Origin of the sequence: Kitasatospora sp. NPDC093102, assembly GCF_040683915.1 — a bacterium.
Lineage (GTDB): Bacteria > Actinomycetota > Actinomycetes > Streptomycetales > Streptomycetaceae > Kitasatospora.
The window spans coordinates 1-21,030 of the sequence record NZ_JBFBFA010000061.1 but is presented as its reverse complement, the minus strand read 5'-3'; the positions used below and the strand labels follow the sequence as shown (position 1 = coordinate 21,030).

Sequence of the window (21,030 nt, the reverse complement as noted above, 5' to 3'; positions counted from 1 at the left end):
CGGTTCACCAGCTGACCGGGAGCGTCAGCGGTGACTTGGTGACGGACTGGTCGTCCCAGAGGGGTTGGTGCCCGTCGGCCGGACGCAGCCGGGGGAAGCGGTCGAACAACGCCTCCAGTCCGACGGTCAGTTCGGCGCGTGCCAGGTGGGCGCCGACGCAGTTGTGGGCTCCCCGGCCGAAGGCGAGGTGGGGGTTGTCCGCGCGGCGCGCGTCGAGCCGGGCGGCGTCGGCGAACACACTCCCGTCACGGTTGGCGGAGGCCAGTACGGGGATGACGGCTTCGCCCTCGCGGATGCTCTGCCCGCCTGCCTCGATGTCCTCGGTGGCGAGCAGCAGCACGGTGCCGTTCATCACCGGCATGTAACGCAGTATCTCCTCCACCGCCCCGGGCATGAGGTCGCGGCGGTCGCGCAGGCGGGCCCACAGCTTCGGCCTCTCCAGCAGGGTGTGCACCGAGTCGGCCAGGAAGAAGCCGCTGATGCCGAAGCCGACGGTGAGCATGGACAGCCCGAAGGCCATCACCTCGTCATGGGTCAGCACTCCGCCGTCGCACCGACCGACCAGCCGGGTCAGGACGTCGTCACCGGGTCGGCTCCGCTTCCGTGCGATCAGCTCGGCCATGTAGCCGCGCAGCAGCTCGGTGACCCTGTGTGCCTCCTCGGAGGTCACCATGCCACCGAGGGCCGCGTCCAGCACCGGAAGGAACCAGTCCTGGTCCTGGAAGGGGATGCCCACCAGGTCGCACAGCACGAGCAGCGGGAACGGTTCGGTGAATCCGGCGACCAGGTCGCCGGCGCGGCCGTCTTCCTCGAACCCCTCCAGCAGGTGCTCGGCGAGTTCGCGGATGCGCGGCAGTCGGTCCCGGACGGCTCGGTAGCTGAACGCCGGAGCTATGGCCCTGCGCAGCGCCACGTGCCGGGGGCCGTCCAGTTCCGCCATGGTGAGCAGGCGCGGCCCGTCGTCCGGGGCCTGCCCGGGGCGGGGCGGCCAGTCGTTGATGGTCGGCCTGATCAGCCGGGGGTCCGCGAGCAGCTCCCGGACGTCCTCGTACCGGGTGGCGTACCAGGCGGTCGCGTCCATCGGCAGCCTGACCCTGGCCATGGGGCAGCTTTCGCGTAGCCGTGCGCACTCCTCGGGCGGGCCCATGGTGCCCGGCGGTGGGAGCGGGAACTCCAGTACGTCCGGCTCGGGGCCGGGTGCCAGTGTGCCGGTCGGCTGTGAGGTCATGCTCGCTCCTCTTGCGAGGGTGCTGCTTGCGGGGGGCTGCGGTCACGGGCGCTCGATGTAGCCGGTGGCGTAGAAGTACTCCAGGTAGCGGTCCAACAGCTCCGCGTCGACCGGAGGGCAGTGCAGGCCCGCGGCGGCCAGGTCGCGCTCGACGTTGGCCCGCCCGACGGTCGGGAAGGTGCCCTCGAAGTACATCTCCTTGACGGACATGTCCGCCTGCTTGCAGCGGTCCACGCACAGGGAGACGAACGGGGCCGTGGGGCTCGTGGGGTGCTGCGCGACATGGCGGACGAGTTCGCCCACCCACTCCTCGTAGGGGAGCCGGCTGATCCGGTGGCCGCTCGCGTCCATCCGGTCGAGCATGTCGCGCAGGCTCGCCGCGCGGGGATTGGTCAGGTGGTAGGTCCGGCGGGTGGTGCGGTGCCCCGTGGCGATGTGCACCACCGCGTCGGCGAGGTAGTCCACCGGGACGAAGTCCAGCGGCAGCGGGATGTCGGGGGCCAGCCCGGTCTCGCTGATCGTCTTGAACAGCGAGCAGATCGCGGTGTCGGTGTTGCAGGCGCCGGTGTGCCGGTCGCCGGTGATCTCGTACGGCCGGTAGACCGCCACCGGCAGGCCCTGGTCCGCGGCGTTGCGCAGCACCTCTTCGGCGACCCACTTGCTCTCGGCGTAGCCCATGGTGAGCCGGTCGGCGTGGTCGAGCGGCAGGTCCTCGTCGACGTGCCGTACGCCGGCAGTACCGAAGCCGGCCAGCACCGCGATGGTGGAGAGGAAGTGCAGCGGTACGCCGCGCCCGGCCGCCAGCCGGACGATCTCCCTGGTGCCTTCCACGTTGGTGCGGCGCAGCGCCTCGTACGGGTAGAGGAAGTTGACCTGCGCGGCCGAGTGGATCACCAGGTCGAGGGTGTCGGCGAGCTCGTCGGCGCGGCCTGGTTCCAGACCGAGGCCAGGCTCGGCGAGGTCGGCGGGGAAGCACACGATGCGGTCGGCGGCTTCGGGGGCTTCGTCGGTGGCGAGGTCGAAGCGGGTCAGGGTCCGCGCCACCTTCTGCCGGGCGTGGGCACGGTCCCGGCTTCGCACCGGGCAGTGCACCCGGGCGTCGGTGCGGCGCAGCAGCGCGGCCAGCAGGAACGCGCCGACGAAGCCGGAGGCGCCGGTGAGCAGCACTTCCCCTGGATGCCGCCAGTCGGGGTCCGGTCCGCGTTGCGCCGGCAGGGTGAAGCCCAGCTGTGCTTCGGCGCGGAAGTCCACCGGTCCCGTGTCGGCGCTCGCCCTGCCGGGCCGGTCCCTGATGGTGGCGACGGCGGCGGTGAAGTCCTCCAGCGTGGGGGATCGCAGCAGGCTGTGGACCAGGGTGCGGCCGTGCCGGGCGTCGAGGCCGAAGGCGGTCAGCGTACGGGTGACTGCTTCGGCTGCGAGCAGGGAGTCGCCGCCGATGGCGAAGAAGCTGTCGCCCGGTGCCGGGTGCACGCCCAGTACCACCTGCCAGACCTGCGCCACCGTGTCCCGCAGACCGGGCCCGGGGCCGTCCGCCACTGCCGGGGTGGCGGCGGTTTCGGCCGCCGCCAGCCTGCGCAGCCGGTGGCGGTCGACCTTGCCGCCGGCGGTGACCGGGAACTGTGCGAGTTCCATCAGCCGCGCAGGTACCGCGACGGCGGGCAGCCAGGTGGCGAGGGAATCGCGGATGTGGTCCAGGGGCAGTGCCTGGCCGGGACGAGCTGATGTCATGTACCCGATCAGTGTGTCGCCGTCCCGTTCGACGACGGCCTCGCCCACTGCGTCATCCGCCCGCAACCGGGCCTCTATCTCCTCCGGTTCGATGCGGTGCCCGCGCAGTTTGATCTGCCTGTCGACCCGGGCCCGGTACTCCAGCGCGCCGTCCGCGCGCCGGAGCACCCGGTCACCGGTGCGGTAGAGGCGCGTACCGGGCTCGACGGGGTTGTCGACGAAGCGTTCCGCGGTCAGCTCCGGGTCGCCGAGGTATCCGAGTGCGAGCCCGTCTCCGCCGACGAGGAGTTCGCCCTCCTCACCGGTGCCGGCGGGGGTGCCGTTCGCACGCAGTACCTGGCAGGTGGAGTTCTCCAGCGGGCGGCCGATCGGCACGGCCGTCGCCTCGGGCGGCAGATCGTGTACCAGGTGTGCGGTGGAGACGACGCTGTTCTCGGTCGGGCCGTAGAAGTTGACCACGGCGGTGCCCGGGCAGGCCGCAAGTACCGCGCGGGCCAGCTCCGGGTCCATCGCCTCACCGCCGGCCGAGGCGAACCGCAGGGACCGCAGTGCCGACGGCCTGGTGCGGGCGATGTGGTGGAACACGCCGGTGGTCAGATAGGCGATGCCGACGTGTTCGGAGCGCAGCAGCGACTCGAGGGCGGCCGGTGACAGCAGCTCCTCCTGGTCGGCGATCACGATGCAGGCGCCGGCGAGCAGCGGGGGCCAGATCTCGATCGTGGAGGCGTCCGAGGAGAGTCCGTAGGCGTGCAGCACCCGCTCACCGGGCCGAGGCTGCTGGCCGACCAGGTCGGAGAACGCCAGCCGCACGACTCCGCGGTGCGGGATCGCCACCGGTTTGGGGCGGCCGGTCGAGCCGGAGGTGAACATCACGTAGGCGCAGTCGGTGGGCCGTACCCGGGTCCTTGGTACCGCGGCCGGCGCGGCCGGTGCCGGGCCGGCCAGGTCGACACGGGTGCGCACGCGCCGGATCCGGCGGGCGCTGCCGGGCAGTAAGACGACGGTGTGCACCCCCGCGTCCTCGGCCATCGCCTGCAGTCGCGCCGGCGGCGAGGCGTCGTCGAGCGGGACGTACGCCGCGCCGGTCTTGAGGATGCCCAGGAAGGCGACCAGCGCTTCCGGGCACCGTGCCCCGCACACCCCGACCATGTCGCCGTGCCGCACACCGGAGTCGTGCAGCCGGGTGGCCAGTGCGTCGGAGCGGATCCTGAGCTCGCCGTAGCTGATGCCGCGGCCGTGCTGTGTGCAGGCGGTGGCCTGCGGGCGGTGTGCCGCCCGGGCGTCGAACAGCTCGTGGAGACACCGGTCGCGTGGATAGCCCACCTTCTCGGGGTGCTCGTCCGCCGCCTGGTGCGTCGTGGCCCGGGTGTTCATCGGAATGTCCCGCTCTCTGCTGCATGTCCGGGGGCACGAGCAGCTAATGCTCGAACTCCTCGGCGAAGGCGGCGAAGTCGGCGGTCCGCCATCTTTCGGGCCTCATGCGGATGAGGATGTTGTCGGTCAGTTGCCGGCGGTTGGCCGCCAGGTACGCCGTCGCCGTGTCCGGGTCCAGGTACCGGTGGGCCAGCTCCTCGTGTTCGGCCGGCGGGATCGGGTCCTCGACGGCCACCACGGGCCCCTCCACGCTGACGTACCGGTACGGTGCCGTCTCGTTCTGCGTGCACAGGCTGAACCGGCCCGCGCCGCGGATGAGCCGGGCCTTCAGCGATTCCCGCCCGGTCTGGACCGTCACCAGCCCGCCGGGCCGGTAGGAGTACCAGATCGGGAGCAGTAACGGCCCACCGCCGTCGCGTGGATCGTCCACCCCCAGGATCCCCACGTGCACTCCGGCGAGGAATTCCTCCCGGTCTTCGACCGACATCCTGAGATCCACTGGTACCGCCTCGATTCGGCAGGGGGTCCGACAGAAAACGCGTCCGGTGTCGACGGTGCTGACCGTGGTGCGGAGCACGGGCCGACGGGCGGACCTCCGATCGGCCGGCGCGCGGCCGCCGCGGGTCCGTGCGACCGCGCAGCCGCCCTCGGCCGGTGTGCGCGGCCTTCGGAACCGGCGGCTCGGCCGGCCCGGTCCCTCTCCCAGACTTCCACCACACCCGGGTGGCTCGCATCCGGGCGGGCTGCCCGACGGGCCACCGCGAACACGGGGCCCGCCGGGGCGTGGGCTACCGGGCCGCTCCCCCCGCCGGAAAGCAGAATGAGAGGTCCTGTCAGCGCCGGCCGTCAGGTGGTTCACCGGGAGAAGGAGGAGGCGAATGAGGGCGGCCATCCGAGCCGAGGGCCTGGTGAAGACCTTCGGCGACGTACGGGCCCTGGACGGGCTCGACCTGGACGTGCCGGAGGGGACGGTACTGGGCCTGCTCGGCCCCAACGGCTCGGGCAAGAGCACCACGGTACGGGTGCTCACCACTCTGCTGCGCCCCGACGTCGGCAGCGCTCACGTGGCGGGCGTGGACGTGCTCAGGCACCCCGCCCGGGTCCGCAGTCTGATGGGTCTGTGCGGCCAGTACGCGGCGGTCGACGAGTACCTCACCGGCCGGGAGAACCTCCAGATGGTCGGCCGGCTCTACCAGATGCGGACCAGGGCCGCCAAGGCGCGCGCCCGGGAGCTGCTGGAGTGGTTCGACCTCGCCGAGGCGGCCGACCGGCTGGCCAGGACCTACTCCGGCGGTATGCGCCGCCGGCTCGACCTGGCGGCCGCGCTGGTGGTGCGGCCCCCGGTGATGTTCCTCGACGAACCCACCACCGGTCTGGACCCGCGCAACCGGCTGGCGCTGTGGGAGGTCATCGAGATGCTGGTGGCGGAGGGCACCACCCTGCTGCTCACCACCCAGCACCTGGAGGAGGCCGACCGCCTCGCGCACGACATCGCCGTGGTCGACCGCGGCCGGGTGATCGCACGCGGCTCCGCCGACGACCTCAAGGCCAGGATCGGCGGCGAGCGGGTGGAAGTGGTGGTCCACCGGCGCGAGCTGATCGGTGCGGCCGTCGCGGCGCTCACCCCGTACGGCAAGGGCCGGCCCAGCGTGGAGCAGCACACCCGGCGGATCGCCATGCCGGTGGACGGGGGCGCCCGGGTACTCGCCGACGTCATCCGCGAGCTGGACGGGCGGGGCATCGTCATCGACGACATCGGCCTGCGCAGGCCCACCCTCGACGACGTCTTCCTCTTCCTCACCGGCCACACGGCCGGGGGGACCGGCCCTGACAAGGAGGTCTGACCGTGGTCGACACCGTCATGAGGGGACGGGCGATCCCGCAGCCGCGCGGCGGAGTCGTCCAGATGGCACACGATTCCTGGGTGGTCGCCCAGCGGAACCTGCGCCGGATGACCCGGATCCCCGAGATCGTGATCCTCGGGCTGCTGCAGCCCGTGATGTTCGTGCTGCTCTTCTCGTACGTGCTGGGCGGCGCGATCAACGTACCGGGCGGCGGCTACCACGAGTTCCTGATGGCCGGGATCTTCGCCCAGACGGTCACCTTCGCGGTGGAGGGGGCCTCCGCCGGCATCGCGGAGGACATGACGAAGGGCCTGATGGACCGCTTCCGCTCGCTGCCCATGACACGCTCGGCGGTGCTCGCCGGGCGGACCCTGGCCGACCTGGCGCAGAGCGCCTTCACCCTGCTGGTGCTGGCGATCGTGGCGATGCCGGTGGGCTGGGGGGCGCACCGCGGGGTGCTCAGGGCACTGGGTGCCTTCCTGCTGCTGCTCGCGCTGGGCTACGCCTTCTCCTGGATCGGGGCGCTGATCGGCCTGTCGGTGCGCAGCCCGGAGGCCGCCAGTTCGGCCGGCCTGATCTGGCTCTTCCCGCTCACGTTTCTCTCCAACGCCTTCGTACCGGTGGACACCATGCCGGAGTGGCTGCAGACGATCGCCTACTGGAACCCGTTCAGCGCCACCGTCCAGGCCTGCCGGAACCTGTTCGGCAACCCCGGGGCCGACAGCGGCTCGAACGTCTGGCCGATGCAGCATCCGATTGCGGCGTCTGCGCTCTGGTCACTGCTGATCACGGCGCTGTTCTCCTGGCTGGCGGTGCGCAAGTACCGCAACGCGACCAGCTGACCGGGCTGCGGCACCGTCGCACGGAAGCGTGTGGTCAGGCGCTTCCACGCGTCACGAGTTGTCCGGTCCTGATCCGCAGTGTCCTGTAGCTGATTCCGGGCCGCCGGTGGACCACCGTGTCCACACGCTGCTCCACGTACTGGCGCAGCATCGCATCGCATCGCCCCGCCCCGCCGTGAGCTGAGCCGCGCCGATCCACCCGAGCTCACCGCCTGCCGCGACCGGGAAGCTGCACCCGCACACCGAACGGCTTCGCTTCCGCCTCTTCGGCCGCCGCCTCCAGGATGCGCTCCACCGCCGGGAACGGCCGATCCGGCGGTGGGTGAGTGGCGTACGGGGGCCGGTGAATAGGGTGGGGGTGATGGTGTCGGCGCGTACGTGCGGAGAATTTGATGAATTCGATCCCTGTCTCTGACAGTGGCCTTCTTCCGGTTGGGGTCATCGGGCTCGGTGACATTGCGCAGAAGGCGTATCTGCCGGTTCTGAGCGGGTTGCCCGGGCTGGATGTGCGGTTGATGACCCGCGACGGGGCGAAGCTGCACCGGATCGGGGACGGGTACCGGATCGCGGCCGAGAACCGGTTCACCGATCTCGGGGAGCTGATCGGGAGTGGGATCCGGGCGGCGTTCGTTCATGCCGCGACCGGCCAGCACGTGCCGATCGTGGAGCAGTTGCTGACAGCAGGCATCGATGTGTACGTGGACAAGCCGCTGGACTACACCCTGGACGGCTCGCGCAAGCTGGTCGACCTGGCCGACCGTACGGGCCGTTCGCTCATGGTCGGCTTCAACCGGCGTCATGCGCCCGGCTACGTTCAGGCCAGGGAGCGCCCTCGGGACCTGATCGTGCTGCAGAAGAACCGCGAAGGCCTTCCCGAGGCGCCGAGGGCGATGATCTTCGACGACTTCATCCACGTGGTGGATGTGCTCCGGTTCCTGGCCCCGGAGGAGATCGAGCACGTCGACGTCCGCTCGCGGGTGCGCGACGGTCTGGTGGAGCACGTGGTGCTCACCCTGGCCGGCGAGGGCTTCACCGCGCTGGGCATCATGAACCGGGTCTCCGGCTCGACCGAGGAGGTGCTGGAGGTCTCCGGCGGCGACTCCAAGCGCGAGGTCCACAACCTCGCCGAGGTCATCGACCACCGCGGCCAGCCCACCGTCCGCCGCCGCGGCGACTGGGTTCCCGTCGCCCGCCAGCGCGGCATCGAGCAGGCCGTCCTCGCCTTCCTCGACGCCGTCCGCACCGGCAGGACCCTGGACGCCCACGACGCGCTGCGCACCCACGAGCTGTGCGAGCTGATCGTGGAGCGGATCGAGACTTCCTGGGAGTCCGCTGGAAGCGGGCTGTGAAAAGCTCGGACTGACCGGGGGTCAAGTCATCTCCAGGGAACCGACAGTTCACCGTCGGGGTCTTGTCGGGGCATTTTCTACGCGCGTATCTTGAGGGGCGCCGCGGGGGGCGGGTGTCCGTCCTCCGCTTTCTCCCTACGCGAGTAGCGCGCGCGTCCGACGCGCGCCTCCGCCCGGACCGCCGTGCCACGCCAGTGCCGCACGACGGAGCTAGGAGTACTGCCCCGGTGACCACCGCCCCCGCACCCCGCCCCCGCAGAGCCCTGCTGCGCGCCGCCCTGATCCCGGCCACGCTGGCCGCCTCGCTGGTGCTCGTACCGCTGCCGGTGGCGAACGCCGCCGCGCCCGCCACCGCCGCCCCGACCGAGGCCGGCCCGCTGCGGATCCACGACATCCAGGGCAGCACCCGGATATCCCCGCAGGCAGGCAAGCCCGTCACCGGTGTGCCCGGCATCGTCACCGGCGTGCGCGCGTACGGCAGCTCCAAGGGCTTCTGGCTCCAGGACCCGAACCCCGACGCCGACCCGGCCACCAGCGAGGGCATCTTCGTCTACACCGGCGGCAACCCGACCGTGAAGGTCGGCGACTCGGTGCTGGTGAGCGGCAAGGTCACCGAGTACTACCCGAACTTCAGCGGCGGCTCGCAGTCCGTCACCGAGATCACCGCCCCGGGCATCACCGTCCTGTCGGCCGGCAACCCGCTGCCCGCCCCGGTGGTCGTGGACACCCGCAACATCCCCGGCACCTACGCCCCGCCGGCCGGCGCGGACGGCTCCATCGACGGCGTGAAGCTCGACCCGGAGAAGTACACCCTGGACTTCTACGAGTCCCTGGAGGGCATGCTCGTCCAGGTCAAGGACGTCCGGGTGATCCAGGCGACCGACAAGTACAACGAGCTGTGGGTCGCCGCCGACCGTCAGGACCAGCGCAGCAAGCGCGGCGGCGTGCTGTACGAGTCCTACCGCGAGCCCAACGTCGGCCGCCTGATGATCCAGCAGCAGGCCCCGGTCTCCCAGCAGCCGTTCCCGGTGGCCAACGTCGGCGACGAGCTGACCGGCACCACCACCGGCCCGCTGGACTACAACAACTTCGGCGGCTACACCCTGGTCGCCGGCACCGTGGGCACGCTGAAGGACAACCACCTCCAGCGCGAGGTCACCGCCCAGGCGGGCGACCGCGAACTCACCCTCGCCACCTACAACGTGGAGAACCTGGCCCCGGGCAACCCGGACGCCAAGTTCGCCGAGCTGGCCCAGGGCGTCGTCACCAACCTGCGCTCGCCCGACATCGTCGCCCTGGAGGAGATCCAGGACAACAACGGCGCCAAGAACGACGGCACGGTGGACGCGAGCCAGACCGTCGCCAAGTTCATCGCCGCGATCAAGGCGGCCGGCGGCCCGGCCTACGACTGGCGCTCGGTCGACCCGCAGGACGGCAAGGACGGCGGCGAGCCCGGCGGCAACATCCGCCAGGTCTTCCTGTTCAACCCGCAGCGGGTGTCCTTCACCGACATCCCCGGCGGCGACGCCACCACCGCCGTCGGCGTGAGCGGCACCGGTGCGAACACCGCGCTGACCGCCTCGCCCGGCCGGATCGAGCCCACCGACGAGGCCTGGACCAACAGCCGCAAGCCGCTGGTCGGTCAGTTCTCCTTCCGGGGCAAGAAGGTCTTCGTGATCGCCAACCACTTCAACAGCAAGGGTGGCGACCAGGGCATCGACAGCCGGTTCCAGCAGCCGACCCGCAGCTCCGAGGTGCAGCGGATCAAGCAGGCCACCGTCGAGCAGGCCTTCGTCGCCAAGCTGCTGGCCGCCGACAAGGAGGCCAAGGTCGTCTCCCTCGGTGACTTCAACGACTACCAGTTCTCGCCCGCGCTCGCCGCGCTCACCAAGGACGGCGTGCTGCGCGACCTGGTGAACGAGCTGCCGGAGACCGAGCAGTACTCCTACGTCTACCAGGGCAACTCGCAGGTGCTGGACCACATCCTGGTCAGCCCCGAGGTCGGTTACGCCAAGTACGACGTGGTGCACATCAACGCCGAGTTCGCCCAGCAGGCCAGCGACCACGACCCGCAGGTGGTCCGCATCAAGCCGTAGTTCCGGTTCACGGCTATCCTGCCTCCGCCGCCGGTGATCACCGGCGGCGGAGGCAGCGTCGTGTGACGGGGGAGTCGATGGCGATGGAGTACCGGATCGAACGGATCGGGCGCGCCGACTGGCAGCGCCTGCGGAAGGTGCGGCTGGCCCAACTCCTCGACACGCCCCTGGCCTTCGGCGAGACCCACGAGCGCGCGAGCCGCCACGGCGAGGGCGAGTGGCGGGCCCGGTGCGGCTGGGTCAACGAGCCGGACCGGCTCGGCCTGGTGGCCGTGGACGCCGCGGGGGAGTGGGTCGGCACCATGCTGTCCACCCCGAACCGGGCGCAAGCCGGCGCGCTCGACCTGATCGGCGTCTGGGTGGACCCGGCGCACCGCGGCCGCGGGCGCGGAGTCGCCGACGCCCTGCTGGACGCGGTGCTCGCCTGGGCACGGGTCCGGGGCGCCGGGCGGATACTGCTCGGAGTGCACGAGGCGAACCCCCGCGCCGCCGCCTTCTACCAGCGGCGCGGGTTCGCCTTCACGGGGGAGACGACGCCGTACGTGCTGGACGCCTCGGCGCGGATCCTGGAGATGGCCCTCCCGCTGGACTGACCGGCCCGGCGGGAGGGCCCGCGGCTCAGCCCAGGTACGGCTCAGCCCAGGTACTGGGCCAGCGCCTCGCCGGTCAGCGTGGACCGGGCGGCGACCAGCTCGGCCGGGGTGCCCTCGAAGACCACCCGGCCGCCGTCGTGGCCGGCCCCCGGGCCGAGGTCGATGATCCAGTCGGCGTGCGCCATCACCGCCGGGTGGTGCTCGATCACGATGACCGACTTGCCGGACTCGACCAGCCGGTCCAGCAGTCCGAGCAGCTGCTCGACGTCGGCCAGGTGCAGACCGGTGGTCGGCTCGTCCAGCACGTAGACGCCGCCCTTGTCCGCCATGTGGGTGGCCAGCTTGAGCCGCTGCCGCTCGCCGCCGGAGAGCGTGGTGAGCGGCTGGCCGAGGCTGAGGTAGCCGAGGCCGACGTCGGCGAGCCGCTCCAGGATGCGGTGCGCGGCCGGGAGCTTCGCCTCGCCGGAGCCGAAGAACTCCTCCGCCTCGGTCACCGACATCGCCAGCACCTCGGCGATGTCCCGCCCGCCCAGGTGGTACTCCAGCACCGCCGGCTGGTACCGCTTGCCCTCGCAGTCCTCGCAGGTGGTGGCCACCCCGGCCATCATCGCCAGGTCGGTGTAGACCACCCCGGCGCCGTTGCAGGTCGGGCAGGCGCCCTCGGAGTTGGCGCTGAACAGGGCCGGCTTCACGTCGTTGGCCTTGGCGAAGGCCTTGCGGATCGGGTCGAGCAGCCCGGTGTAGGTGGCCGGGTTGCTGCGCCGGGAGCCCTTGATCGCACCCTGGTCGACGGAGACCACACCTTCCTCGCGGGGGATCGAGCCGTGGATCAGCGAACTCTTGCCGGACCCCGCCACCCCCGTCACCACCGTGAGCACCCCGAGCGGGACGTCCACGTCCACGTCCCGCAGGTTGTGGGTGCTCGCGCCGCGGATCTCCAGGGCGCCGGCCGGCTTCCGTACGGCCTCGCGCAGCGCCGTCCGGTCGGACAGGTGGCGGCCGGTCACCGTGCCGCTGGTGCGCAGCCCCTCGACGTCGCCCTCGTAGCAGACCGCGCCGCCCGCCGTACCGGCCCCGGGGCCGAGGTCGACCACGTGGTCGGCGATCGCGATGGTCTGCGGCTTGTGCTCCACCACCAGTACCGTGTTGCCCTTGTCCCGCAGGCGCAGCAGCAGCCGGTTCATCCGGTCGATGTCGTGCGGGTGCAGGCCGGTGGTGGGCTCGTCGAAGACGTAGGTGGTGTCGGTGAGCGAGGAACCGAGGTGGCGGATCATCTTGACCCGCTGAGCCTCGCCGCCGGAGAGGGTGCCGGAGGGGCGGTCGAGCGAGAGGTAGCCGAGGCCGATCTCCACGAAGGAGTCGAGGGCCTGCCGGAGCGTGCCGAGCAGCGGCGCCACCGAGGGCTCGTCGAGGTCGCGGGCCCAGGCGGCGAGGTCGCTGATCTGCATCGCGCAGGCGTCGGCGATGCTGATCCCCGCGATCCTGGAGGAGCGGGCCGCCTCGCTGAGCCGGGTGCCCTCGCAGTCGGGGCAGGTGGTGAAGGTCACGGCCCGCTCCACGAAGGCCCGGATGTGCGGCTGCAGCGCGTCCTTGTCCTTGGACAGCATGGACTTCTGGATCTTGGGGATCAGGCCCTCGTAGGTGAGGTTGACACCCTTGACCTTGACCTTGGTCGGCTCCCGGTACAGGAAGTCCTGCATCTCCTTCTCGGTGTACCTGCGGATCGGCTTGTCCGGGTCGAGGAAGCCCGAGTTGGCGTAGACGCCGACCGTCCACCAGCTGTCGGTCTTCCAGCCGGGGATGGTGATCGCTCCCTCGGAGATCGACTTGCTGTCGTCGAACAGCTGGGTGAGGTCGATGTCCGAGACGGCGCCGCGGCCCTCGCAGCGCGGGCACATCCCGCCGGTGATGCTGAAGCTGCGCCGCTCCTTGACCGTCCTGCCGCCGCGCTCGACGGTGACGGCGCCGGCGCCGCTGATCGACGGGACGTTGAAGGAGAAGGCCTTGGGGGAGCCGATGTGCGGGGTGCCGAGGCGGCTGAACAGGATGCGCAGCATCGCGTTGGCGTCGGTGGCGGTGCCGACGGTGGAACGCGGGTCGGCGCCCATCCGCTGCTGGTCGACGATGATCGCGGTGGTCAGGCCTTCGAGGACGTCCACCTCGGGGCGGGCCAGGGTGGGCATGAAGCCCTGGACGAAGGCGCTGTAGGTCTCGTTGATCAGCCGCTGGGACTCGGCGGCGACGGTGTCGAAGACCAGCGAGCTCTTGCCCGAGCCGGACACCCCGGTGAACACCGTCAGCCGGCGCTTGGGGATGTCGACGCTGACGTCCTTGAGGTTGTTCTCGCGTGCGCCGTGCACGCGGATCAGGTCGTGGCTGTCGGCGACGTGCGGCTGTGTGTCCGTCCGCTTGGGCATCGTTCTCTTCGCTCCCTGGCTCTCGGCGGTCTTCGGGGTGGGCGGGGCCGGGCAGGCCCGCCCCGCGGCCGCCGTCGGTGTGCTCGAACCCTTCGATCCAACCATCGATCCGGCCGGGATCGAACGGGTGTCGGGTACGGCCGACGGCGGGCGGGGCGGGCCCCGGTGCCCGTGGGCTCAGCCCACCTCGTTGAAGCGGACCGTGTTGCCCGCCGGGTCGCGGAACGCGCAGTCGCGGATGCCGTACGGCTGCCGGGTCGGCTCCTGGACCAGCTCGGCGCCGCCGGACTTCAGCCGGTCGTAGACGCCGTCGAGGTCGCGGGTGCCCAGGACGAGCCGGGCGTAGGTGCCCTTGGCCATCATCGCGGTGATGGTCCGCTGCTCCTCCTCGGTGCGGCCCGGGTCGGCGGAGGCCGGCTCCAGCACCAGGGAGACGTCGGGCTGGCCGACGGGGCCGACGGTGATCCAGCGCATCGGGCCGCCGCCGACGTCGTTGCGCACCTCGAAGCCGAGCAGGTCGCGGTAGAAGGCCAGGGAGGCCTCGGGGTCGGTGTGCGGGAGGAAGGTCCAGTGAATGGTGATGTCGCTCATGACTGCAACGCTAGGCGCGCACCGGGGCCGGGCGCTTCTCGAATCCTGATCGGTCCGCGCGGGCGCCCCGGGAGAACGCGACCGTGCTGGTCGCGGCCGCCTCGGCGGTGGTCGGGACCAGCACGGTCGGGCTGCTTGCTAGCAGTCGGGGATGGTCGTGCCGTTGTTGTCCTTGGCCGTGTCGTTGCCCCATCGCGACAGGTAGAACGCGGACACCCACTGGCCGGCCGGGCCGCCGTCCGCGTCCGTCTTCAGCCACCAGTGGTTGTAGCTGCTGCCGTTCGACACCTCGCGGCCCCAGGCCTTGCAGAAGACGTAGTTGGTCCCCTGGTACAGCGTCCCGGTGGCGTTGGTGGAGGTCGGCGAGGCGTAGACGCTCGCGTTGGCGAAGGTGTCCACCCAGTACTTCCCGGTGGCGGGCGGGGTGCCGCCGCCGGCGCAGGTGGGGATGGTCGTGCTGTTGTTGTCCTTGGCCACGTCGTTGCCCCACCGGGAGAGGTAGTACGCGGACACCCACTGCCCGCCGGGGCCCACGTCCGGGTCGGTCTTCAGCCACCAGTGGTTGTAGGCGCTGCCGTTGGAGACCTCGCGGCCCCAGGCCTTGCAGAAGACGTAGTTCGTGCCCTGGTACAGCGTGCCCGTGCTCGTGGTGGACGTCGGGGAGCCGTACACCGGCGCGTTGGCGTTGGTGTCCACCCAGTACTGGCCGTTGTTCGACGGCGGCGTGGTGGGCGGCGGCGTCGTGGACCCGCCGCCGGCGCCGTACAGCCGGATGGCGCCGTAGTAGTCGCCGTGCGAGGAGAGCGCCGCCACCTGGACGTAGCCGCCGGAGTAGGGGGCCTCGGCGATCCAGCCCTGTCCGAGGTACATCGCGACGTGGTGGATGGTGGAGGCGGTGTTGCCGAAGTACACCAGGTCGCCGGGGAGCAGCGGTGCGGTTCCGTCCGCCCGGTAGTACCGGGCGACCGCCCGGGAGGTCGGCCACTGGGTCCGGGTGGTGCCGTTGATGACGTCCTCGCCGACCGCCAGGTAGTAGGCGTAGCGGACCATGCCGGAGCAGTCCAGGCCGCGGACGTTGCAGTCGTCGGGGGCGCCGTTGGAGGGGTCGCAGAGGCCGTACGTCGGGCCGGGCTGCGAGCCGTGGCCGCCGCCCCACGAGTACGGGGTGCCGATCAGCCCGCAGGCGGAACGGACGGCTGCGGTCGCCTGCGGCGCCGCACCGGTGGAGAGGACCCCGCAGGCGGGCGCCGCCTGGGCCGCCCCGGCGCCGGCGAAGAACACTCCGACCGACACCAGCAGCGACAGCAGGGCCGCCCACCGCAGCGGGGCGATCAGCCACCGTGACAGGAGGGTTACGCGCGTAGTCATGGTCGCGGATCTTTCCGGAGTCGCTGACTCCGGGTCAATGGTTGTGCCCCACATACCTCCTGTGGCCCCGCTACCTGCCGGTTTGCTGGTCAGCGGCACGGCAACCGGCAACTTTCCGGCATTCCGCCAGGGAGCTGCCGGAGCGGTCGCGCCGTCGAAGCCCCTGCCGATCCGCCCCGGATGCGGCCCGACCGCGGCGTACGCGCACCGCGGGTCAACCGGATGTCGGCGCGCCCCGTCGCCGATCAGGTGCCGTCCGGCGTGCGGTGCGGGGAGCCCGGCCACCGCTGCCCGACCACACCCTCCACAGCAGCCACCCGGCCGTGGTGACGCCGGAGTTGAGGAGTGCGGTGAAAACGATCAGCACCCGTTCGGCGGGCGCGACGGACCCCGGCGCAGGCGCCACCCGGCGCTTCCCGAACAGCGGCGAGCCGCGCGGCCCGGAGACGGCGTTCGGCGGATCGGACCCGTACGAGGCGACCCGCCGACTTCGGCCGGAGCCGTCCCTAGGCCCGACCGACCATGGCGGCGGGGCGGACGATGCGGTCGAACTCCTCGGCGCTGATGTAGCCGGAGGCCAGTGCAGCCTCGCGCAGGGTGCTGTCCTCGTCGTTGGCCTTGTGGGCGATCGCCGAGGCCCTGTCGTAGCCGATCACCGGCGAGAGGGCGGTGACCAGCATGAGTGACCGGTCGACGTAGCTGTCGATCTGCTCCCGGTTGAGCCGGGTGCCCTCGATGCAGAACTCGCGCATCTTGGTGCAGGCGTCGGCGAGGATGGTCGCCGCGTGCAGGAAGTTGCTGATGATGACCGGGCGCATGGCGTTCAGTTCGAAGTTGCCCTGGGAGCCGGCGAAGGCGATGGCCGTGTCCTCGGACAGCACCTGGATGCAGACCATGACCATCGCCTCGCACTGGGTCGGGTTGACCTTGCCGGGCATGATCGAGGAGCCCGGCTCGTTCGCCGGGAGGACGAGTTCGTCGAGGCCGCAGCGGGGTCCGGAGGACAGCCAGCGGATGTCGTTGGCGATCTTCATCAGCGGTACGGCCAAGGCCCGCAGCCCGGCGGAGGCGCCGACCATGGCGTCCAGGCCGCCCTGGGCGGCGAATTTGTTCTGCGCGGTGATGAACGGGTAGCCGGTCGCGGTGGCGATCTCGGCGGCGACCTGCTCGCCGAATCCGGGTGGGGCGTTCAGCCCGGTCCCGACCGCGGTGCCGCCCATGGCGAGTTCGTTCAGGCCCTCGGCGGACCTGGTGACCCGGCCGATGGCTTGTTGCAGCTGGCGGGCGTAGCCGGACCACTCCTGCCCCACGGTGAGGGGAACGGCGTCCTCCAGGTGGGTGCGGCCGATCTTCACCACGTCGTGCCACTGCTGTGCCTTGGTCTCGATGGCCTGTTGCAGCGCCTGCACGCTGGGCAGCAGGTGCTCGTGGATCTCCTTGACCGCGGCGATGTGCATGGCGGTGGGGAAGGTGTCGTTGGAGGACTGCCCCAGGTTGACGTGGTCGTTGGGGTGGATCGGGACCTTGCTGCCCAGCTCTCCGCCGAGGAGTTGGATGGCACGGTTGCTGATCACCTCGTTGGTGTTCATGTTGGACTGCGTGCCGGACCCTGTCTGCCACACGTACAGCGGGAAGTGATCGTCCAGTTTGCCCGCGATGACCTCGTCGGCCACCCGCTGGATCAGGTCGGCCTTCCAGGCCGGCAGCCGCCCGGCGTGCCCGTTGACGCGGGCGGCCGCCTTCTTGACGTAGCCGTAGGCGTGGTAGACCGCTTTGGGCATCCGGTCGTCCCCGATGGAGAAGTGGATCAGGGACCGCTGCGTCTGGGCGCCCCAGTAGCGGTCCGCGGGGACGTCGACGGCGCCCATGGAGTCGGTCTCCCGCCGGGTCCCGGTCGCGTGCAGTCCGATGGGGATGTCGAGGATCTTCGGGGCCTCGTCCCGACCGGCCGACCCGGTCCGGTCCACGCCGTGGTGCTCCGTGGTCATGACGTCGCTCCGTCGGGGTAGACCGGCTGCCACATGGCCTCCCGGACGGCCTTTCCGGCGTCGGTCGGCTTGCGGGTGGCCACGCCGTCGTCGAGCGCAGCCTGGACCACCGCGGTCGCGGTGATCGCCGAGGACTCCCGGAGGTTCTTCACGGGAGGCAGCAGGGAGGCGCCCGGCCCCGACGGGTCGACCTGGTCCGCGACAGCCTGTGCGGCCGCGAGCAGCATGGCCGCGGTCACCCGGGACGCGCCGGAGACGATCGTGCCCAGGCCGAGTCCCGGGTAGAGCAGCGCGTTGTTGGCCTGCCCGATCCGGTAGGTCACACCGTCGTGTTCCACGGTCGGGACGGGGATGCCGGTCGCGACGAGCGCCTTGCCCCCGGACCAGGCGATGACGTCGGCGGGCATGGCCTCGATCCGGGAGGTGGGGTTGGAGATCGGGAGGATGACCGGCCGCTCGGTACCCTCGGACATGGCCTCGACGACCTCGCGTGTGAACGCACCGTGCACGGTGGAAGTGCCCAGCAGGATCGTCGGGTTGACCCGCCGAACCGTTTCCAGGAGCGGGATCGCGCCGTCGTGCCGCCCCCAGTCCGCGACCTCGGCCGGATCGCGCGCGTAGGTCTGCTGGAAGTCGCGCAGGCCGGTCATGTCCCGGGTGAGCAGCCCTTGCCTGTCGATCAGCCACACCTGGGCGGTGGCCCGCTCCGGATCCGCGCCGTCGCGGACCATCGCGTCGCGCAGCTGGTCCGCGATGCCCACCCCGGCGGTCCCGGCGCCGAAGACGACCAGCTTCTGGTCCTGCATCCGCACACCGGTGACCTTGACCGCGGACAGCGCTGCGGCCAGCGTGATGGCTCCGGTGCCCTGCATGTCGTCGTTGAAGATCCGGTAGCGGCCGCCGTACTGCTCCAGGATCCGCCGTGCGTTGCTGGGACCGAAGTCCTCGAAGTGCAGGAGCGCGTCGGGGAACGTGGACGATGCCGTCTCCAGGTACTTCTCGATGAACGCGTCGTAGTCGGCGCCGCGGACACGGGGGTGCCGGTTGCCCAGGTACAGCGGGTCCTCCAGCAGCGACGTCCGGTCCGTGCCGACATCCAGCGACACGGGAACGACGCGGCGCGGGTCGATGCCGGCGGCCGCCGTGTACACCGCGAGCTTGCCGACCGAGATCTGGATGCCTCCCACGCCCCAGTCACCGATGCCCAGGATTTCCTCCGCGTCGGTGCACACGATCAGGTCGACGTCCTCCGGCCCGAGTTGGAGCGTGGCGAAGGCCCGCTGCATGTCGTCGGGCCGGTCGATGGACAGGAAGATGCCGCGCGGGCGCCGGTACTCGTGGGAGTACTTCTCGATCGCCTCGCCCACGACGGGGTCGTAGACGATCGGCAGCAGCTCTTCGAGGTGCTCGGTGAGGAGTTTGAAGTAGAGGGTTTCGTTGCGGTCGTGCAGCTGTTCCAGGTAGACATTCTTGGCCAGGTCGCTCCCCTGGCCCTGCAACTGCCGGTAGGCACGTTGAGCCTGCCGCTCGAACGCGAGCACTCCGGAAGGCAGCCGTCCGGTGAGGCCGAGGGCCTCCCGCTCCTCCTGGGTGAAGGCGACGCCGCGGTTGCGCAGCGGATCCGCCAGGACGCTGGGGACGGCGGGGGTCCGCGCGTGGCTCTCGGTCATGAGATCCTCCTCCATGCGAATGCCGTCTCATCTCCGACCGGGATGACTGAGGGGGCATGAACGCTCCCGTGCCGTGCCGCTCGCACGTCGATCCGTCGTGGCGGGGATGAATCCCTCGGGCCATCAAGCAGATGTCCGGTTCCGGGCGTCGCCCGACAGCCGGCGTTGCCGTCGCTGTCGGCCGACGGTCCGGAACCGCCGTGTCCGGCAATCGCCGTCGGTGAGCCCGAAGCGCGAGCTCGGTCGGCCGGCACGCGCAGACGCGGCCACCTGCTCACGGCCCGGCGCAGCACGGGTTCAGCAGTGTGAAGGTTTGTCAGGACGGCGCGGCGCCGGTTGCTCGACCGCTCGCAGGAGCGCCGCGTCGCGAGACGCCGCCGATTTTGCCGCGGCGCCCCATCCGCCACTCTGTCTTCAGGCTAACCACCAGCCGAGCGGGCAGCGACTTCAGCCAGGGCGATGTCCCTGGTCGTGGTGCAGCCGATCACGGTGAGGGCGTACGCCGGGGGCGCGTGCTCGCGTGGATACCGCTTCCCGTCGTGGAGCGGGCCATCATGCAACTCTCCGGAGTTCAGCAGCGCGGTCAGAAGCCATCGACTTCGACGACGGCCGCCGCGAAGGCGTTCGGAGCCTCCTGGGGAACGTTGTGCCCTGCCTCCAGGGTCTTGTGCGCGTATTTTCCGGCGAACTTCTTGCGATAAGCCGATCCATTTCCCGGAGGAGTGAACGGATCGTGCGCACCGTCAATGGTGATCGTCGGCACCTTGATGACAGGGGCTGTGGCGAGGCGTTCTTCGAGGGCGTCGTACCGGGGCTCACCCTTGGCCAGGCCGAGTCGCCAGCGGTAGTTGTCGATCACGATTTTGACGTAGTCCGGGTTGTCGAACGCGGTGGCCGTGCGGTCGAAGGTCGCCTCGTCGAAGTTCCAGGTCGGGGAGTTGAATTTCCACACGAGCCTGGCCAGGTCGCGCCGGTACTTCTCGAGGCCGAGCACGCCCCTGTCGGTGGCGAAGTAGTACTGATACCACCACGCCCATTCACTCTGCGGTGGCGTCGGCATCTTGTTGGCCTCGACGTTGACGATCAGATACCCGGACGTGGAGATCAGCGCCTTGCAACGCTCCGGCCAGAGGGCCGCTACGATGTCGGCCGTCCGTGATCCCCAGTCATATCCGGCGAGGACGGCCCTGTCGATCCTGAGGGCGTCCATCAGGGCGATGAGGTCGAGAGCAAACGCCGACTGTTGGGCCTTTCTCGGTGTTTCGCTCAAAAGGAACCGCGTGGTGCCATGGCCGCGCAGATAGGGGACGACCACCCTGTACCCCTTCGCCGCGAGCAGGGGCGTGACCGCGACGTAGCTGTGGATGTCGTAGGGCCAGCCGTGCAGGAGTACGACCGGCCGTCCGTTCGCAGGTCCGGCCTCGACGTATCCCACGCTCAGGTCGCCGGCATTGATCTGCTTCACCGGGCCGAGGAATCCGCCGGCCCCCGGATCAGCGGCGGGAGACGCCGCGGGCCTTCCCGTGTCGGACTGCGCTTGCGTGTCACCGGTCATACCGAGTTGGGCCGCCACGGCAGTCGCGGCAGCGGCGCCGAGGAATTTACGACGGCTGTGTGTGATTCGCTCGGGCATTTCCATCGATGAACCTCCTCGCCTGAGCTTGAATTTAAAGGTTGCCCCTCGGCATTCAGGCCGAGGGGTTGTCCTTTTTCTGCTGGTTCTTGCCGACGGGATGGCGGGGTGCGGGGGTGGAGGTGCGGCCCTGGGGACGGCCGGGTCCGGGACGGGCGGCTTTCGGCGTCCTGGCCGGAGTGCCGATGAGTCGCCGGATCCGGTGATAGCCGCAGCGGACCCGGCCCGGGGTGAGCAGGTCGGGGGTGAGGGGTTTCTCCCAGGGACGGCGGAGGTCTTCGGCAAGACACCGGGCGAGGCGGAGCTGGG

General features: G+C 70.8%; 14 protein-coding genes and 1 pseudogene. 5 read left to right on the top strand and 10 right to left on the bottom strand.

Translation table 11 applies throughout. The annotated features are described in order from the left end of the window. Positions 1–4: 4 nt before the first annotated feature. The 3 genes from AB0O11_RS36290 to AB0O11_RS36280 are packed head-to-tail and all read right to left on the bottom strand — an operon-like array spanning position 5 to position 4,817. The gene (locus AB0O11_RS36290; RefSeq protein ID WP_363395885.1) at positions 5–1,228 is read right to left on the bottom strand and encodes a cytochrome P450; all 1,224 of its coding nucleotides are present in this window, start codon (positions 1,226–1,228) and stop codon (positions 5–7) included. Between the two features lie 42 nt (positions 1,229–1,270). Beyond that, complete coding sequence (locus tag AB0O11_RS36285; protein WP_363395882.1) at positions 1,271–4,330, bottom strand: amino acid adenylation domain-containing protein; 3,060 nt, start codon at positions 4,328–4,330, stop codon at positions 1,271–1,273. 43 nt (positions 4,331–4,373) lie between these two features. After that, positions 4,374–4,817: a pyridoxamine 5'-phosphate oxidase family protein gene (locus AB0O11_RS36280; RefSeq protein ID WP_363395879.1), complete on the bottom strand. Its 444-nt coding sequence runs from the start codon at positions 4,815–4,817 to the stop codon at positions 4,374–4,376. A gap of 391 nt (positions 4,818–5,208) precedes the next feature. Here AB0O11_RS36280 and AB0O11_RS36275 point away from each other — a divergent pair, with 391 nt between their 5' ends. The 5 genes from AB0O11_RS36275 (at position 5,209) to AB0O11_RS36255 (ending at position 11,054) form a co-directional block, all read left to right on the top strand. Continuing rightward, positions 5,209–6,174, top strand: coding sequence for an ATP-binding cassette domain-containing protein (locus AB0O11_RS36275; protein WP_363395876.1), 966 nt, complete (start codon positions 5,209–5,211; stop codon positions 6,172–6,174). A 17-nt stretch (positions 6,175–6,191) separates the two neighbouring features. Then, entirely contained in the window at positions 6,192–7,016 is an 825-nt protein-coding gene (locus AB0O11_RS36270; RefSeq protein WP_363395906.1) for an ABC transporter permease, read from the top strand. A 392-nt stretch (positions 7,017–7,408) separates the two neighbouring features. Further along, positions 7,409–8,365: a Gfo/Idh/MocA family oxidoreductase gene (locus tag AB0O11_RS36265; protein ID WP_363395873.1), complete on the top strand. Its 957-nt coding sequence runs from the start codon at positions 7,409–7,411 to the stop codon at positions 8,363–8,365. Positions 8,366–8,592: 227 nt separating this feature from the next. Continuing rightward, positions 8,593–10,461, top strand: a complete 1,869-nt coding sequence (locus tag AB0O11_RS36260) for an endonuclease/exonuclease/phosphatase family protein (RefSeq protein ID WP_363395870.1) — start codon at positions 8,593–8,595, stop codon at positions 10,459–10,461. 83 nt (positions 10,462–10,544) lie between these two features. Further along, the gene (locus AB0O11_RS36255) at positions 10,545–11,054 is read left to right on the top strand and encodes a GNAT family N-acetyltransferase (protein WP_363395867.1); all 510 of its coding nucleotides are present in this window, start codon (positions 10,545–10,547) and stop codon (positions 11,052–11,054) included. 41 nt (positions 11,055–11,095) lie between these two features. Here AB0O11_RS36255 and AB0O11_RS36250 read toward each other — a convergent pair whose 3' ends face one another. From AB0O11_RS36250 to AB0O11_RS36220, 7 genes and pseudogenes are all read right to left on the bottom strand, one after another. Continuing rightward, positions 11,096–13,471 carry an excinuclease ABC subunit UvrA gene (locus AB0O11_RS36250; protein WP_363395864.1) on the bottom strand — a complete coding sequence of 792 codons (2,376 nt, stop codon included), beginning with the start codon at positions 13,469–13,471 and terminating at the stop codon, positions 11,096–11,098. Positions 13,472–13,648: 177 nt separating this feature from the next. Beyond that, entirely contained in the window at positions 13,649–14,062 is a 414-nt protein-coding gene (locus tag AB0O11_RS36245) for a VOC family protein (protein ID WP_363395861.1), read from the bottom strand. Between the two features lie 138 nt (positions 14,063–14,200). After that, positions 14,201–15,430 (bottom strand): C40 family peptidase, encoded by a 1,230-nt coding sequence (locus tag AB0O11_RS36240; RefSeq protein WP_363395858.1) that lies wholly within the window; start codon positions 15,428–15,430, stop codon positions 14,201–14,203. A 506-nt stretch (positions 15,431–15,936) separates the two neighbouring features. After that, entirely contained in the window at positions 15,937–17,418 is a 1,482-nt protein-coding gene (gene fumC, locus AB0O11_RS36235) for a class II fumarate hydratase (protein ID WP_363395855.1), read from the bottom strand. Further along, positions 17,415–19,088, bottom strand: a complete 1,674-nt coding sequence (locus AB0O11_RS36230; protein WP_363395852.1) for an NAD-dependent malic enzyme — start codon at positions 19,086–19,088, stop codon at positions 17,415–17,417. The genes fumC and AB0O11_RS36230 overlap by 4 nt, the downstream gene beginning before the upstream one ends. A gap of 583 nt (positions 19,089–19,671) precedes the next feature. Then, entirely contained in the window at positions 19,672–20,727 is a 1,056-nt protein-coding gene (locus tag AB0O11_RS36225; RefSeq protein ID WP_363395849.1) for an alpha/beta hydrolase, read from the bottom strand. A 49-nt stretch (positions 20,728–20,776) separates the two neighbouring features. Beyond that, positions 20,777–21,030: pseudogene (locus tag AB0O11_RS36220) on the bottom strand (transposase); the annotation flags it as partial.